We start from the raw sequence: 15610 nt of genomic DNA, 5'->3' as shown, positions 1-15610 counted from the left end.
AACAAGCGGTCGTTTTAGCAAAAAATTTACTAAAATAACCGCTTATTATTTTATCTACTACTCAAAAACAGCCCATACAGGTGCGTGATCAGACGGTTTTTCCATTGATCTGATCTCTAAATCAATGCCTGTGGCAACACAGCGGCTGGCGAGTGAATTAGACGCTAGCACTAAATCAATGCGTAATCCACGATTATCATCAAAACCTTTTGATCGGTAATCAAACCACGAAAATTTATCATCTGCCATTGGATTCATTGCTCGGAAAGTATCCACTAATCCATACTGATGTAATTTACCAAGCCATTCGCGTTCTTCAGGCAAAAATGAACATTTGCCGTCTCGTAACCAACGTTTACGGTTAGGCTCACCAATTCCAATATCCAAATCAGTTGGGCTAATATTCATATCCCCCATAATCACAATTGGATTTTCAGGTCGTAATTCCGTTTCTAAATAATGTTGTAAATCAGCATAAAATTTCTGTTTAGCTGGAAATTTCGTTTCGTGGCTACGATTTTCACCCTGTGGAAAATAGCCATTTAGCACGGTTAATTTACCAAAAGAGGTTTCAAGATCTGCCATAATCATTCTTTTTTGAGCATTTTCATCATCCGTTGGAAAACCTTTTCGAACAGCAATAGGTTCTGCTTTAGTTAATAATGCAACGCCATAATGCCCTTTTTGTCCATGGTGAAAAACGTGATAGCCGAGATGATTGACTAAATCGTGTGGAAAATCTTCGTCTGACACTTTTATTTCTTGCAAGCCCAATACATCAGGCTGATGTTTAGCAATCAATGCTTCTAATTGATGCGGTCTAGCTCGCAACCCATTGATATTAAATGAGATAAATTTCATTCGTTGTCCTTGTAAATATAAATTTCTACAATAAATAGAAATAGGGAAAGATTTATTGACTATACGGCTTTAATTTGAATAACACCACTATCGGTGTAATCATTTAACTCGTCTTCATCTTGAATTATAGGCTGTTGGGGAATATCCGCTTTATCAAAGGCAATATCGCCTTCAATACCTTCTAATAGTATTCCTCGCTTAAGCCCTTTAAAATCAAAAAGTTTTGGATCACAAAGGTGAGAAGGCGCAATATTTTGCAAAGCACTAAACATTGTTTCAATACGTCCCGGGAATTGACGATCCCACTGTTGTAACATCTCTTTGACCACTTTACGTTGTAAATTTGGTTGTGAACCACACAAATTACACGGAATAATCGGAAAGGCTTTTGCAATAGCATAACGTTCAATATCTTTTTCTTTACAATATGCAAGCGGTCGGATTACGATTTGTTTTCCATCATCGCTGACTAATTTAGGTGGCATACTTTTCATTTTTCCACCATAAAACATATTTAAAAACAGCGTTTCTAGCATATCATCACGGTGGTGTCCAAGTGCAATTTTGGTCGCTCCAAGCTCTGTTGCGGTACGGTATAAAATCCCACGGCGTAAACGAGAGCAAAGTGAGCAAGTTGTTTTTCCCTCTGGGATTTTTTCTTTTACAATACCATAGGTATTTTCTTCTACAATCTTATAATCAACCCCAATTCCCGCAAGATATTCAGGCAAAATATGTTCAGGAAATCCTGGTTGTTTTTGATCAAGATTTACTGCGACAATATCAAAATGGATAGGGGCATTGATGCGTAAATTTAACAAAATATCAAGCAATGTATAGCTATCTTTTCCGCCTGATAGACAGACCATTACTTTATCGCCCTCTTCAATCATATTAAAATCAGCAATCGCATTACCAACATTTCGGCGTAAACGCTTTTGTAATTTATTAAAGTTATACGCAACTTTTTTCTCTTTTTGCGTGTTTTGGAAGGCTTCTTGAGTCATAATATCGTTATTTTCTAAGTTCAAAAGATTAAATATAGTAAACTTTTCCCCTATTTTTTCAAGTAAAGACGTAATATATACGTTGATAAATTTCGGATTTTTAAGCAATTATGACAACAAAACGCATTATCGTTGGAATCAGTGGTGCGAGTGGATTTCAATACGGCTTTAAAGCCTTAGAGTTATTAAAAAACCTTGATGTAGAAAGCCATTTAGTCGTTTCAAAAGGGGCTGAATTAACTCGCCAATATGAAACAAATTATACTGAACAGCAACTATTAGATTTAGCTGATGTGGTACATTCTGCTCACAATCTTGGGGCAAGTATTTCAAGCGGTTCATTTAAAACGATGGGAATGCTTATTGCCCCCTGTTCAATGCGAACTCTTGCCTCTGTTGCACACGGATTTAGTGATAATTTACTCAGCCGTGCTGCAGATGTTGTATTAAAAGAACGGCGAAAACTGGTGCTAATGGTACGAGAAACTCCCCTACATTTAACCCATTTAGACAATATGCGAAAGGTAACAGAAATGGGCGGAATTATTTTTCCACCTGTACCTGCATTATATCATCAACCCAAAAGCGTTGATGAAATTATCACCCATAGCGTTAGCCGTGCGTTAGATCTGTTTGATCTCAATATAGATATTGCTCGCTGGCAAGGAAAGTAAACTCATAATGACTCCAATTCCTACCAATATTATTAAATTTATCAACCGCCATCACGTTGTCAGCCTTGCTTGCTACTCAAATTGTACAATCTGGTCTGCAAGCTGTTTTTACATTTTTGATGTCGAAAACAACCGCTTGCTTTTACTTACAAAACGAACGACTCGCCACGGGGAATTGATGCAACAAAACCCAAATATTGCCGGCACAATCGCAGGACAACCCGAACATCTCAATGAAATAGAAGGTATACAATTTTCTGCAACAGCTCGTTGTTTATCTCAAACTGATGAAAAAAATAGGGCTTTTACCCAATATACTCAACGCTACCCCATCGCCAAACTTATTCCAAGTGATGTATGGGAAATTTGCTTTGATGAAATCAAATTTACGGAGAATCGCACCGCTTTTGCCCATAAAACTTACTGGAAAAGAACAGATTAGTTTTCTAAAAATAAAAAATTGGACGTAATAACGTCCAATTTACTTTATAAAACTATTTAGAATAGGTATTACAGCATTTTTCCATTATCAATCTGATAAACTCGGTCAAAATGATCCATACCATTTAAACGGTGAGTTATCATCAATAATGTTTTATCCAGACAATGTTCAAAAATACATTGTAGAATATGTTGCTCCGTTTCTCTATCTAACCCTTCTGTTGGCTCATCAAGCAAGATAATTTCTGCTTTGCTCAACAATAAACGAGCTAACCCTAAACGGCGTTGTTCTCCGCCAGATAATGGACGTCCACCATCACCAAGCCATAAATCTAGCCCTTCTTGTTCAGTTAAATAGCTTAATTCAACTTTGGCTAACACTTTATACAATTCAGCTTCACTCGCTTGCGGATTTCCCATTAACAAATTATCTTTAATCGTTGCACTAAAAATATGCACCCTCTGGGTTAATGCTACAATATGTGTTCTCAATACCTGCTCAGGATAATTCGTAATTTTGCAATTATTCAGTAAGATCTGACCGCTTGTATTATCATAATTACGTACAAGAAGTTGAAAAATAGTTGATTTTCCACTACCTGTTTTACCTAAAATAGCGATTTTCTCGCCAGCATTGATCTCAAAGGTAATCTGATCCAACACAACTTCAGTACGTTCAGGATAACTAAAACTCACTTTATCAAAACGGACAAGCGGTTGGTTTTTCTCTATTTTTTGCCATTTTTCTGTACCATTAAAGGTAACAAGCGGTCTTTGCTGAGTAATCTCATTTAGCCGTTCTGCGGCTGTGATGATTTGCCCTAAATGCAAAAAAGCGATACCTATTGGACTTAAAATTTCAAGCGATGCCAGCGTGCAGAATACAACTAACGCAATCAATGCCTCAGGGCTATCTGCGCTCGGCACATTAATAGCCGTTGCAGAAAGGTAAATGACTACCGTAACCAATAAACCATTTAATGCAACTAACATTGCATTAGAAAGCCCTGCTAGTTGGCTCTCTCTACTTTGTGCGAATAACCACGTTTTTTCTGTCTGATTAAGCCGATCCGTTGCTTGAGCTTGCACCCCAAATAATAGAAATTCGCCATTCAGCTGTATCCATTCAATAAACTGGCTACGATAATTTGCTCGGCTTTGAATAGCAAGGTTGCCTAATTTTCTGCCTAAACGATAAAATAATAGAGGAAAAATAAGCAATAATACCGCTAACGAGCCACAAATAACAAAAGCTAGAAGTGGTGAGATAAATGATAAGCCTATTGCCATAAATAGAATAATCATTACCGCACTCACAAAAGGCGAAATTAAATTGAGATAAAGTGTATCTAACGTATCAACATCTGATACTAGCCGATTTAATAATTCACTATTTCGATAACGGCTTAATCCTGCTGGTGTTAAAGGAATGAGTTTACGGAAAATAGTTACTCTTAAATTAGCTAAAACTCGAAATGTACCATCGTGAGTAACAAGCCGTTCAAAATAACGAGAAATAGTACGCCCAATTGCTAACCCTCTCACGCCTGATGATGGATAAAAGAAGTTAAATAATAGGCTTGAACCCACTAATGCAGATGCAGCTAAAAACCAGCCTGATAGGCTTAATAAGCCAATACTTGCCGCCAAACTGGTAATAGCAAGTACAATACCAAACAATAACTGCCCTAAATGGCTACGGTATAGCGAAAGAAATGGAAGAAGTGCTTTCATTATTCATATCCTAATAATTCTGCAAAAAAGCCTTGATGCTCTAATTGTGTAAATGTACCACGTTGAATAATCTGCCCTTGCTTCATTACCCAAATTTCATCGCACTGTTTTAAATCCTCAATACGGTGCGTAACCATTAGGGTAGTCTGCTCACGGCTTAAATGATGTAATGCTTGCAACACTTTTTGTTCTGATTGCAAATCAAGGCTTGCCGTTGGTTCATCTAATAATAACAATTCATAAGGGCGTAGTAACGCACGAGCAATTGCAATTCGTTGAGCCTGTCCACCTGATATGCCTACATTGCTGTCGTGGATTTTGCTATCTAATCCTAACCTCTCGACAAATTCATCAGCGTTAGAACGGCACAAGGCTTCTTTTATCTCCCGTTCTGTTACATTCGGATTACCTAATAAAATATTTTCTCGCAATGTACCCCTAATTAATTGCGGATTTTGCCCTACCCACGCTAATTTTTCTCGCCACTCCGCCATATTGAGCTCTCGCAGTTCTATTCCATTGATAGAAACGCTACCTTGATACGGTAAAAAGCCCAATAACATATTGATCAACGATGTCTTACCCGACCCACTTTGCCCAACCAGTGCAATATGTTGATGTGGTTTTAATTCAAAAGTCAGTGGTTCAGTTAATGCAATTCCCTGTGGCGATAAAATAACACAATCTTTCGCTTGTATAACAAGCGGTTCATTTGGCACATTTTTTTGCCCTTGTGTTTGCGTAACTATTTTCTCACTCAGAAAATGTTCTAAACTATCCGCCGCTCCAATTGCCGCAGCTTTATCGTGATAGAACACGCCTAATTCACGCAATGGTTGGTAAAATTCGGGTGCTAACATTAAGCAGAAAAAGCCAATAAAAAGTGAAACAGGCAATCCATAATTGCCAAATTCTAACTCACCTAAATAACTAAAACCAAAATAGACTGCCATCACGGCAATTGAAATAGCTGTAAAAAATTCTAATATAGCAGAAGATAAAAATGCCATTTTTAGTACGTCCATTGTACTGACACGAAACTCTTCTGTACGTTGATAAATTTGATCAGTTTGAGCCTTTGCTTGTCCGAATAAACGGATAGTTTCCAACCCTTTTAAACTATCAAGAAATTGACCGCTTAAACGAGCTAATATACCAATATTACGTTGATTTGCTTCTGCAGCTTTAAACCCAGCCAATGCCATAAAGATAGGCAAAATAGGCAGGGTAAAAAATAAAATAAGCCCTGCAGCCCAGTTCAACGGGAACACAAAACAGAGAATAACCAGCGGTACGATCAATGATAAAAATTGTTGAGGAAGATATCTAGCATAAAAATTATGAATATTTTCTACCTGCTCTAACATCAACGTTGCCCAGCTCCCAGCAGGACGTTGGTGAATTGCCATAGGACCAATCATTGCTAATTTCTCTAACACTTGCTGACGCAAATGTTGCCGTAATAATTGTCCTGCTTGAAAACCTGCTCGCTCTCGTAACCAAAGCATAATGGCTCGTCCTAAGAAACAACTCAATAACAGCAATAGTTGCCCAATGAAAGTGTTTGGTGACTGATGTTCTACAATCATTTTATGTAGTATTGATGCCAACAACCCCATTTGAGCAACAATCAGAAGAGCAGACATTGAGCCAAGCAATACATTGAGATAGAGCCATTTTTTAACAATTTTTTGATGCTGGCGGAGCCATTTTTGTAATTGCTTTTGACGTTGTTTATCCATAATTTTATATTTATTCCTACTAAATTTAGCGTTAATCAAACTCAAAACGGTAGAGTAAATCAACTGCTTGATTAATACTTGAAATCCATTGTAAATAGAGGCTTGGTGCAAGACGATAACGTAATGTTAGCTCAGTCAATGGAGCAAAAATGCCAACGCCATATTTCACTTTAAATTTTGGTGTTAAGCTACCACTTACTACCACTTTAGTGTTATCCCCAATACCTGCTGTAGTTACGTTTAGATCACTAATTCCAAAAGCACTGCCAACGCCACCAACTAATTTACTACTTTTTGATAAACTCATTCCAATCAACGCCGCTGCAATAGAGTTACTTGAGCCTGCATCGCCACTATTTTCTAAACTTCTACCCGTAAGAATATAAGAAAGGGCTTGGTCTTGCGACATTGATGGGCTTGAAAAAACTTTTACATCGGGTGAATCTGCAATACCTGTAATTTTAACACCTGCGACTACATTTTGATCTTCCATTGCTTCAGGATTACGAATTGCCTCAATATCTAATGTAGGCTGTGAAGGCATTCCAGTGAAAGAAATCACTCCCTTACGCACCACCAAATCTTGCCCGAAAGAGGCAAAAGTTCCATTTAATACGTTTACCTGACCATATAATCCCAGGCCTTTACTGCCTTGACGAACTTTTAAAATACCTTTTAAATCACTTTTAAAACCATAAGCATCAATTTTTACGGCTTCTTTCGGATCTTGCCCTATATTAACGGTAATATTCGCTTTAATCGCCATTCCTTTACCGTCTTGTGGAAGATTTTTAAGAGGAAGAGTAACCTGTTTATCTTTAGCCGTGCCGTCCATTATTACTTCATCAGCACTCACACTTACCGCACTCTCTGGTAATTCTTCCACAGAAATTCTCGCCCAAGGCACATCAATATTACCACTTAACACTAACTCTTTAGGGGTAGCTTTCACTTCAATATTTGGGCTAATATCCACTTTGGCTATACTTGGGATATTTACTCTAAAACGATTTGCTTTGGCACTAATTCGAGTATGCCACGCATCAAGTCTCTTCCAATTTGCGTCTCCCTCCAGCACTAAATTGCTTTCTTTTGTCTGAATGTTACCTTTTAGCGTAGAGCTTACCCCATTAAAATTCGCCGTCAAATTACCCCCCGTTACATCAAAGGGCATTGCATTAGAATGTGCTTTTAACCCACTTAACTGCAAATTACCAAATAAAAGTGGAGAAAGTGCATTGCCTCCTAATGTCAATCGAGCATTTAAATTTCCATCAACACTTTCACCATTTGTTAATAACGGTTTAATTAACGATAAATTGATCTGCTCAATATTAAGACTTCCTGATAACGCCCGAGTATTCATAATGTCTTTCATCATTAGATCACTTACAACTCGTCCATTATTTTCTACTCTAATATCTGTTTTTAATTTTAGATTATTATCTACTAAATTTGCTTTTAGCGTCAGCGGGCTAAGGCTGATTGGGAAATTACGCCCCCCATTTTTCTGTATAAATTTAACCCCATTTGAGGCTAAATCAAGATTCAATATTGGGCTTTTATTTTCAAACCAAGCAATATCACCTTTCGCAGAAACAATACCTGAAATTTGACTCTCTTTATCTAAAAGCTCTTGTAATGTAATCAAATCAAAAGACTTAATTTCAAACGGTACTTTACCTTCTAATCCAGCATTAAATGTTGTAGGAAAACAAAGATTTAATTTAGGATTATGCCAACAATGAGACGAGATATTGGCTTGTACTTGCTTATTACGGTAACTAATTTGAATAGGTTTATCGTTTTTCCACTCCCCAATCAGCGGTTGAGGTGATTGAATTAGCACATTGCTCAACTGTCCCTGCCAAATCTGTTGCAAGCGGTCAAATTTACCCGAAATTTGTAAATTTGCTCCTATTGGATCACCTTTTGAAACCAATTTCAAACTATGATTAGTTTCACTCCCCGAAAGCTGTAAATTTGCCATCGCTAGTTTAATATCACCGTGGCTAAGTTGGCTTAGAGCAAGATCAATATTTCCTTGAATAGTTTTTTCAGTAGTAATCTTCCCTTTAGCTGTCAGCTGTTTTAACGAAGTCTGCTCATAACTTACATTGTTCGCTACTAAATCTAAATCTAAAAAAGGTTCAGTAATTTTTCCTTGTAAATGCACCAAACCATTTACACTTGCTTTGAGATTTGGCACAAGACCTTGTAAATTAGGCGCTTTAATATCCAAGAGAAAATCAGATTTATCACCTAATACCCCCTTCAACCCAATTTTATTTTCGCCGTAAATTAAATTCGCATTCGGTACACTTAATAGAGTATTAGAGTCAGCAGTCAATTCACCCTTCAATTGTAATGGCTTATTTAATAAAACCCCTGAGAGATCTATTTCTGATACGGCAACGCCCCATTCATCGCCTTGTTTACCTCTTCCCGCATAGCCTGTTGTTTTCATATCTCCTGATAACATTGCTGCCCATTCAGGCAATAATGAACGAGTATTAATCCCTGCTAAATGAGCGTTAGATGTCCATTCAATACCATTAGACCAATCTACTTTCCCCACGAGATTTGCCTGCCCTTGCAAAATATTAAGGGATAATTTCTCTAATTCAAATTGGGTTAGTCCTCCTTTACCGTTGAGCTGAAGATCCCCATTCGGCATACCCATTCCACTTATAGCTAAATGGCTATCTAATTGATAATTAAGAAGATCACCCGATAATTTAAGATCAACATCTTTTAAAACAAGGGGATCTTGCCCTTTTTCAGCAATAAATGGATACTTAATTTGATCACTTTTGATCGTCAAATCAAGTGGTGTTTTCGGTGCTGAAAGTTGTACTGAGCCTTCAATCTGAGCATTCACCGCTCCACGAGTATTTACATTCAATACTGTTTTACCAAATAGCTCACCTGAAATCGTCAAATCCACTTGGTTAGCTGGTAATTTGAGTTCTTTTAATTCAGGCGTATCGGCTTTTAATTGCCAATTAAGCGGATAGTTATCAATTAAATTTAACGATCCTTTCCCTGAAATATTGCCTTTATCAGTCTGAATATCAAGATTACTTAATGCAAGCGACTTCTCATCAGACTTCAACGCTAAATTGACAGATGAAATATTAACAAGTGATTGTGTTGATACCGCCTCATCTTGATCAGATTTCTCACTCTCTCTGATCTGCTGTGCAATCTGAATATTTTTTGCATTAAAATCATCAATATTTAAATTGACGGGTAATTTAATCGGATCAAGTTTTGTCAATAACGGTTCAGATAACTGTTGTTTTAGTGCTTCCCAATCAATAGCTGGCTTAGATTCACTATTCTCTGGCTGTTTTGCAATTTTTTGCTCAGAACTATCCGCTTGTGAAAGCGGTAAAATCACTTGTAAACCATCTAATGTTGTTGGCAATAGCTGAATATTATTTTTCTCCCCTACCAAACCCGATTGAAAATGATCAAGTTTAACTGCCACGCCATCTACATTTACATTAATATTATCTAAGGCAAGATTTTTCAAAGAAACTGGTAATGGCAGCTGAACGTCATCTGACGAATCTGATTTGGGCTCAGAAGGAGGAAATTTTGTCGTATCAACTGAAATTGTGGCATCTTTAAGTGCTATATTATTTAAACAAAGCGTTTTATCTAATAAACAATCAAACCCAATATGGAGATCCGCTTGTTTAACTGCAACATCAACGCCCTCCATATTAAAATGGGTATCAGACAAGCGTAGTCCATCTTGTAAACTGCCATCTATTTGACTAATACTTAAGCTATCCATTGATTTTGCCAGCCATTGCAAAGCCAGACGCTGGCCATTCCCTGTCGCCAAAAAAGCAATAATAGCGATGAGTAAACCGAATAATAGGCATAAAAACCACCAAAAATATCGCCATTTACTTCTCTTTTTTGTTGGCTGATTTGATTGTTCTGTTTGTGATTCCGTCATTTTATTATCTACTCTATTTGATTAAATTACAGGCAAAATAAATAGCATACGCCAATATTACAGCTCTGTTCCTAACCCAATATAAAATTGGACACTTTTTTTGCTGTTATCTGGCGAACGAACTGGGGTTGCGAGATCAAACTTAATTGCTCCGATCGGAGAGACCCAACGTACACCAACTCCCACACCTGAATGTAACTCTTTAGCTTTATAATGGGTTGAGGCTAAACCTGTATCATAAAATGTTGCCGCCCACCACGTTGGGTAAATTTGATATTGGTATTCTGCTGTTGCCGTGGCTAAATGTGATGCACCCGTTAATTTCCCTTGCTTATCACGAGGGGAAATATCTTTATAACCAAAGCCACGCACACTCATATCACCACCAGCGAAATAACGCAAAGCTGGGGTAATTCGGTCAAATTCTTGAGTATTCAAATACCCCACTTCTCCACGCAAATAAAAGCGATGGTTATCAAAAAATGTTCTCACCCACGCACTTGATGCTTTAACACTATAAAAATTAACGTCGGAGCCCCACATTTTGCTGCCCCAATTCAATGTCAGTTTTTGAGCATCTCCCCAAAGCGGAAAACGGTTACCATCACTGCGTGTACGATTAACTGATGCTGTTGGATAAAGCAATAACGTTTTAGAACGTGGTTTACTTGCTTGTTGGAAAGAATCGTATCGTGCTTTCATTCCTAATGAAAATGCCCAGCCCGTTTCATGATTCCAAAAGCGTTGAAATGCTAGATGCGCCCCTGTAAATTGCGTATCATTTTGATCTTCTCGTTCAACACCGCCCGACATTTCATAAAAATAGTTGATCGGGTGGGCTTTTACTGGAATTTTATAACCAAATTCAAAACGCTGCTCAGGTTTAGATAAATATAAATTACTCTCAATACTATGCCCACGGCTATTTAACCACGGTTTTTTCCAATTTAGCTGGAAACGAGGGCCAATACTGGTTGCAAATCCGATACCTACTTCTACATTATTTTTTTTCTTAGGTTGAAGCAACACATTTAGATCAACTTTTTTCTCTGTCTCTTTTATTTCTGGCTCAACAAGCACCGAGGCAAACCAATTACTTGATGAAAAATCACTTGATAATTTAGATAAATCAGTCAGATCGTAATAATCTTCAGACTGAATTCGCAAAATATTGGTTAAATAATCTTCTCGAATTTGGCTATTTTGAAAGGTAATATCACCATACCGATAGCGTTCACCTGCATCATAATGTAACCGCCAATCCGCTTGGTAAGTTTTAGGATAAATTTCTAAACGATGTAATGTCCATTCTCCATCAAAATAACCTTTTGCTTGAGCAAATTTTTCCACATCACTTTTAAATGAATCATACACACCTTGGTTAAGAACAGTCCCTTTAGCTGGCACAGATTTTTTAATAATGCCATCAAAATCACTATTTTCCACGCCATTACTCTGAATTTTTATATCTCTTTCATCGACTTTAACAGGGTTATCTAACGTAACTTTTAAATTTAACAAATCTTTTTTGGGCCGTTCTCGTGGTGTTAAACTAAATTGATACTGTGAATTAAAATACCCTTTGGCACGTAATGCTTTATCAACGGTTTCTTGCACACGATATTGGTACCGTTCAGAGCCATCAGCCTCTTCATTACTTACTTGTGAAAGGTAGATTCGCACATTTGTATAAAGATCTTTATCCTCAATCCCACTAATTTTCAACAATACCGTCTGCTCTGCACTCGCCACTGTTGCTACACATAATGCTAAATAAGCCAATTTTGTTTTCATTATTATTTCTCTATATTTATTTTTACTACTCTTTTGGCACGCCTCGTAATAACGGCGAACTATCATAAGGCTGAACAGACGTTAAAGCGGGTTCAATATCAAATAGTAGAATAAACGGCTTAACTGAGTTAACACTTTCCCCACGCCATAACTGCCCTATACTTACCAGCTCAATATCATTCGGTAAATTAGCAATTCCCTTTTCTAATACCGCAATACTATGTTTACGAGGATGACCAATCATAATTGCTGTACCGTGCTTTCGAGCGTAATTGATCGCTAAATTAAACTGTTTCTGCACATCAGGAAGTAAATCACTGTCATCAAGAAAAATATTTCTCTCTAAGGCTTTCACCCCAAACTCTGTTGCAACTTTTGCAGCAACACTACTACCGATGGTTTTACTATCTAGAAAAAAGAGCTGATTTTGTGATAATGCTTTCATTAAATGTTGCATTAACGGACGATCTACCGTTGCTCGACTTCCCATATGATTATTTAAACCAATTGCATAAGGCACTTGATTACGAGCAGATTTAATCAAGCGAGCCACTTTTCCTTCGTCCATACCAACCATCAATGCTCCAGACTCAATGGACTGTAACTGATTTTTTGGCTGCATAGGTAAATGGATTAAAATATCTCTTTTTTGCTCAAAGGCCTTTTTTGCTCGTGCAGTAGCATAAGGCGCAGAAGGAATAATTGCTACGCTAACCGCTTTTGGCATAGCATAGATAGCATTATCTTCATTGCGATAACCAATATCATCAATCACAATCGCCAATTTACCAGCCTGTGCAAGCGGTGAGATTACATAAATTATTTGCAAAAAAATAAGAGGAAATAACCGCTTGAATATGCTGTTTTTATTGCTTTTTTTCATTTTAACGTACCCAATTTAATGGGTTTACTGTTACGCCTTTACGGCGAATAGCAAAATAGAGTGCTGAACGATTTTGCCCTCCCGTATTCCCAACATAAGCAATGGTTTGCCCTGCTTGTACACGGCTTCCCTTTTTCACCGCCATAGATTGATTATAGCCATATAGCGATAAATCTCCTTTACCGTGATCAATCACCACTAATTGTCCATAACCTTGTAACCAGCCTGCTAACGCCACTTTTCCTCCTGCTATCGCTTTTACAGGAGTTCCTGATGCTGCTTCGATGACAATAGCGTCCCATTTTAATTCTCCCATTTGAGTTGAACCAAAACGGTTTAAAATTCGACCTTTCACTGGCATTGCATATTTGCCTGATAAACCAGATCCTGCTCGAACCTGCTGTTTTTCTTGTTCTGTCGCTTGGCGCTTTTCTTCACTATTTTTCTTTTGCTCTAGTTGTGCAATTTCACGATCTTCTTGCTGTTTTGCTTCTTTTACAGCTTGTGCTACTTGGCGTCTCAACGCTGACTCATTATTTTTCAACGCTTCTAAACGAATTTGATCTGCCTTCAGTGTTTGATCTAATGAACGAATTGTACTTTCTCGCTCATTTTTTACTTTCTTTAATTCACGTTCTTGTTTTTTTTGTGCAGAAATTTGTGATTGCTGTTTAGTCTGCTGTGCAGTCAATTCATCTCTGCGTAATTTTAGATCTTCTTGCGTACGGCGTAATTCTTGAATCGCATCAATCCGAATTTGGTTGATATGATCATAATATGCCCCCATTCTATCTGCATTTTTAGCTGAATCTGACATTAACCGTTCAATCACCGAAGGATGAATGCCTGAACGATAAGCCGAATCTAACTGCTCTTTTAATTTTTCCTTTTGCACTTTTTCTTGCTGTTCTAACCGCTTGATTTCTTGCTCTGTTTTTTTAATCATTTGGCGTAGTTCACTCAAACTCAATTCATTCTTTTTTAATTCCGTATTGAGTTTGCCTATTTGTAACTCTTGATTTTTTAAAGTTGATTGAAGGGAATCTCTCTTTTTTTTCTGCTCATTAATTTTTGCCTGCTGTTGGCTAATACTTTGCTGAATCTGCGAGAGATTACTCGCCTGTAAGCCAGACGACCATAGTAATAAACTACCTGATAAAATAGATACCGCTAATCGAAAATAGAGAGATGAAATAGCTTTCACAAAATGTCCCTTACACGCGCCCACAGATCACTAAAGTTTTAAATAGGTGGATATTTTAATCTGTTATCCACTAAATGACTATGCTTAATCACAGCTTTCAGTATAATGTTTACTGAATTCATTTTCTATCTCACACATTAGTTTATTGAACTATCTCTAATAAGCCCCTCTTGCTGATAGCTCATTAATAAATTTCCTTGTTGATCAAATACCTCACCCCGAGTTAGTCCTCTTCCATTACTCGCATTCGGAGTCTGTAAGGCAAAAAGCAACCATTGTGTGAAATCAATATTACGATGAAACCAAATACTATGATCTAAGGTAGCAACCCGTAGTCCCTGTTGCATAAAGCCTCGTTCGTGTGGTTGTAACATCGTTATAATGCAGTGAAAATCACTAAAGTAAGCAATCAAGCATTGCTGTAGTCGCTGATTTAACTGATCTAATTGACCAGCCCCATTTAGTTTTGCCCATAAAAATTGCTCCATAGGTAATTTTTTCCCGTTAAATGGATCATTAGGATATTTAATCCTCACATCAAATGCTCGTTCTTTCTGAAATTTCTCTCTCAATGGTGAAGGCAGTATTGTTGCAAAAGACTGTATTAACGTATTTTCGGAATAAAACGCATCTGGTTTATCTGTTTTTGGCATTGTAATTTGATGCTCAAATCCTCTTTCTGGTACTTGGAAAGAGGCCATTACTCGGCAAATTAGCTCATTATTCTGCTTAGCATTAATATTGATAGCGGTAAAATTTTTCCCTTCACGCAAGATTTCCGTTTCATAGATAATTGGAAATGCAATATCACCGGCTCGTAGAAAATAAGTATGGCAAGAATGCAAATACCGCTCTGTATCTGTCATTTGCATTGCTGCTGAAAGTGCTTGTGCAATAATTTGTCCGCCAAAAACCTGTGGAAGACCTAGATCCTCATTTCTTCCACGAAATATACCGTTTCCTAATGGTTCTAAGGCTAATAAATCAATTAAACTTGTAATCACTGTCATAAGTCAATTTACCCTAAATGTGCTAGTCATTTTCTCTCATGTAAGTTTACCCTAAATTTTGCCACTTTATTCAGCAACTCGACTGTTTATATTGTTTTCCACTTGTATTGTTACAATGAACGCTCTATAATCAGCCGCATTACACAAATGTGTAAAGCTATGAGGGCATTTTTGGTCTCTCGCAATAGGTTTTAGTTTATTTGGTCAGGTTCGGAAGAAAGCAGCCAGGATTGAAATTTCTATGTGCCGAGAATCGCTGGAAATGCCCTCGCCCTTTATAAAACCTA

Annotated in this window: 11 protein-coding genes and 1 other RNA gene; 3 read left to right on the top strand and 9 right to left on the bottom strand. The window is 37.4% G+C overall.

Annotated features, from left to right (window positions below):
- Positions 1–57: 57 nt before the first annotated feature.
- Both xthA and ttcA read right to left on the bottom strand, forming a co-directional pair.
- Complete coding sequence (gene xthA / locus A6B43_RS07625) at positions 58–861, bottom strand: exodeoxyribonuclease III (protein WP_124210384.1); 804 nt, start codon at positions 859–861, stop codon at positions 58–60.
- 59 nt (positions 862–920) lie between these two features.
- Positions 921–1868, bottom strand: coding sequence for a tRNA 2-thiocytidine(32) synthetase TtcA (gene ttcA / locus A6B43_RS07620; protein ID WP_124210383.1), 948 nt, complete (start codon positions 1866–1868; stop codon positions 921–923).
- A 110-nt stretch (positions 1869–1978) separates the two neighbouring features.
- Here ttcA and A6B43_RS07615 point away from each other — a divergent pair, with 110 nt between their 5' ends.
- Together A6B43_RS07615 and A6B43_RS07610 are read left to right on the top strand one after the other, a co-directional pair.
- Positions 1979–2542, top strand: a complete 564-nt coding sequence (locus tag A6B43_RS07615; RefSeq protein WP_124210382.1) for a UbiX family flavin prenyltransferase — start codon at positions 1979–1981, stop codon at positions 2540–2542.
- Positions 2543–2549: 7 nt separating this feature from the next.
- A complete protein-coding gene (locus A6B43_RS07610; protein ID WP_418902967.1) occupies positions 2550–2984 on the top strand; it encodes a PNPOx family protein in 435 nt (144 codons plus the stop codon).
- 68 nt (positions 2985–3052) lie between these two features.
- Here A6B43_RS07610 and cydC read toward each other — a convergent pair whose 3' ends face one another.
- The 7 genes from cydC to A6B43_RS07575 all read right to left on the bottom strand — a co-directional run bounded on the left by cydC (position 3053) and on the right by A6B43_RS07575 (position 15323).
- Positions 3053–4717 carry a heme ABC transporter ATP-binding protein/permease CydC gene (gene cydC / locus A6B43_RS07605; RefSeq protein ID WP_124210381.1) on the bottom strand — a complete coding sequence of 555 codons (1665 nt, stop codon included), beginning with the start codon at positions 4715–4717 and terminating at the stop codon, positions 3053–3055.
- Positions 4717–6459, bottom strand: coding sequence for a heme ABC transporter permease/ATP-binding protein CydD (cydD, locus tag A6B43_RS07600; protein ID WP_124210380.1), 1743 nt, complete (start codon positions 6457–6459; stop codon positions 4717–4719). Before cydD ends, cydC begins: the two co-directional genes overlap by 1 nt.
- 31 nt (positions 6460–6490) lie before the next feature.
- Positions 6491–10432, bottom strand: coding sequence for an autotransporter assembly complex protein TamB (gene tamB, locus A6B43_RS07595; RefSeq protein ID WP_124210379.1), 3942 nt, complete (start codon positions 10430–10432; stop codon positions 6491–6493).
- 57 nt (positions 10433–10489) lie between these two features.
- Positions 10490–12226 carry an autotransporter assembly complex protein TamA gene (gene tamA, locus A6B43_RS07590; RefSeq protein ID WP_124210378.1) on the bottom strand — a complete coding sequence of 579 codons (1737 nt, stop codon included), beginning with the start codon at positions 12224–12226 and terminating at the stop codon, positions 10490–10492.
- A gap of 25 nt (positions 12227–12251) precedes the next feature.
- Positions 12252–13109, bottom strand: a complete 858-nt coding sequence (locus A6B43_RS07585; protein WP_124210377.1) for a divergent polysaccharide deacetylase family protein — start codon at positions 13107–13109, stop codon at positions 12252–12254.
- Between the two features lies 1 nt (position 13110).
- Positions 13111–14271 (bottom strand): murein hydrolase activator EnvC, encoded by a 1161-nt coding sequence (gene envC / locus A6B43_RS07580; protein WP_237306966.1) that lies wholly within the window; start codon positions 14269–14271, stop codon positions 13111–13113.
- A 179-nt stretch (positions 14272–14450) separates the two neighbouring features.
- The gene (locus A6B43_RS07575) at positions 14451–15323 is read right to left on the bottom strand and encodes an acyl-CoA thioesterase (protein ID WP_124210376.1); all 873 of its coding nucleotides are present in this window, start codon (positions 15321–15323) and stop codon (positions 14451–14453) included.
- Positions 15324–15491: 168 nt separating this feature from the next.
- Between A6B43_RS07575 and ffs the strand changes: the two genes are divergently transcribed.
- An RNA gene (gene ffs, locus A6B43_RS07570) (signal recognition particle sRNA small type) lies at positions 15492–15589 on the top strand.
- Positions 15590–15610: the final 21 nt, after the last annotated feature.

It is taken from the genome of Vespertiliibacter pulmonis (assembly GCF_013377275.1).
Lineage (GTDB): Bacteria > Pseudomonadota > Gammaproteobacteria > Enterobacterales > Pasteurellaceae > Vespertiliibacter > Vespertiliibacter pulmonis.
The sequence above is the reverse complement of the archived record's forward strand: the minus strand, read 5'-3'. Positions and strand labels throughout refer to the sequence as shown.

Excerpts from the sequence above, each read along its gene's own strand:
- ttcA (WP_124210383.1), bottom strand. The coding sequence starts at position 1,868 with ATGACTCAAGAAGCCTTCCAAAACACGCAAAAAGAGAAAAAAGTTGCG.
- cydC (WP_124210381.1), bottom strand. The coding sequence starts at position 4,717 with ATGAAAGCACTTCTTCCATTTCTTTCGCTATACCGTAGCCATTTAGGG.
- xthA (WP_124210384.1), bottom strand. The coding sequence starts at position 861 with ATGAAATTTATCTCATTTAATATCAATGGGTTGCGAGCTAGACCGCAT.
- A6B43_RS07610 (WP_418902967.1), top strand. The coding sequence starts at position 2,550 with ATGACTCCAATTCCTACCAATATTATTAAATTTATCAACCGCCATCAC.
- tamB (WP_124210379.1), bottom strand. The coding sequence starts at position 10,432 with ATGACGGAATCACAAACAGAACAATCAAATCAGCCAACAAAAAAGAGA.
- A6B43_RS07575 (WP_124210376.1), bottom strand. The coding sequence starts at position 15,323 with ATGACAGTGATTACAAGTTTAATTGATTTATTAGCCTTAGAACCATTA.
- A6B43_RS07585 (WP_124210377.1), bottom strand. The coding sequence starts at position 13,109 with ATGAAAAAAAGCAATAAAAACAGCATATTCAAGCGGTTATTTCCTCTT.
- cydD (WP_124210380.1), bottom strand. The coding sequence starts at position 6,459 with ATGGATAAACAACGTCAAAAGCAATTACAAAAATGGCTCCGCCAGCAT.
- A6B43_RS07615 (WP_124210382.1), top strand. The coding sequence starts at position 1,979 with ATGACAACAAAACGCATTATCGTTGGAATCAGTGGTGCGAGTGGATTT.
- tamA (WP_124210378.1), bottom strand. The coding sequence starts at position 12,226 with ATGAAAACAAAATTGGCTTATTTAGCATTATGTGTAGCAACAGTGGCG.